This is a genomic window from Pseudoroseomonas cervicalis ATCC 49957, from assembly GCF_000164635.1.
Classification (GTDB): Bacteria; Pseudomonadota; Alphaproteobacteria; order Acetobacterales; family Acetobacteraceae; genus Pseudoroseomonas; species Pseudoroseomonas cervicalis.
The window spans coordinates 1-999 of record NZ_GG771069.1 but is presented as its reverse complement, the minus strand read 5'-3'; the positions used below and the strand labels follow the sequence as shown (position 1 = coordinate 999).

Below are 999 nucleotides of genomic sequence, written 5' to 3'. Positions count from 1 at the left end.
ACGCCGCTGCACGGGCCGGACCAGCCGCCACCGCCGCCGCCGCGCCCGCTGGCCAATCTGGCGCTGGCCGGGGATTGGCTGGACCCGGTGCTGCCGGCGACGCTGGAGGCCGCGCTGCGCAGCGGCCGGCGCGCCGCCCGCGCTTTGGCCTGAGGAGCCGCCCGCATGACCGCCACCCCCGCCGAGGCGCTGGCCGCGCTGCGCGCCGAAACCGCGCCGGTCCCGCCCCGCCGCCGCCGCGCCCTGCTGGCGGCGCTGGCGAAGGCCGTCACCGACCGCGCCGGCGACATCGTCGCGGCGGCCGAGGCCGACTATCAGGGCCGCTCGGCCATCGACACGCTGCTGGCCGATGTGATGCTGGTGGCGCAGGCGGCGCGGCGGGCGCGGCGCTGGCTGGGGTGGTGGTCGCGGCCGCGATTCGTGCTGGCGCCGCTGCCCTTCCAGCCGGCGCTGGCCTGGGTCGAGCCGGTGCCGAAGGGGGTGGTCGGCATCCTGGCCCCCTGGAACTACCCGGTGCAGCTGGCGCTCTGGCCGCTGGCCGAGGCGATCGCCGCCGGCAACCGCGTGGTGCTGAAGCCGAGCGAGCACACGCCGCGCATCGCCGCCCTGCTGGCGGAGCTGGTGGAGGGGGCGCTGGGGCGCGACGTGGCCCGGGTGGTGCAGGGCGATGCGCAGGTCGCCGCCGAATTCGCGGCGCAGCCCTGGGACCATCTGGTGTTCACCGGCGGCACCGCCACCGGCCGCGCGGTGATGCGCGCCGCCGCCGAGCACCTGACGCCGCTGACGCTGGAGCTGGGCGGCAAATGCCCGGCCATCATCCTGCCCGGCGCCGACCTGCCGCGCGCCGCCCGCGCCATCCTGGCGGCCAAGGCGGTGAATGCCGGGCAGACCTGCGTGGCGCCCGACACGGTGCTGCTGCTCGGCCATTCCGCGGCCGCCTTCACCGCCGCCTGCAGCAAAGCCGCCGCGCCGCTGGAGAGCGCCGTGCTGCCGCGCGAG

General features: G+C 78.2%; 2 protein-coding genes. Both read left to right on the top strand.

What is annotated here, in order from left to right:
- Nucleotides 1–6 precede the first annotated feature (6 nt).
- The gene (locus HMPREF0731_RS24685; protein ID WP_408734767.1) at nt 7–153 is read left to right on the top strand and encodes an FAD-dependent oxidoreductase; all 147 of its coding nucleotides are present in this window, start codon (nt 7–9) and stop codon (nt 151–153) included.
- A 12-nt stretch (nt 154–165) separates the two neighbouring features.
- On the top strand, nt 166–999 hold an 834-nt coding region (locus HMPREF0731_RS21760), incomplete at its 3' end, for an aldehyde dehydrogenase family protein (RefSeq protein WP_007006413.1).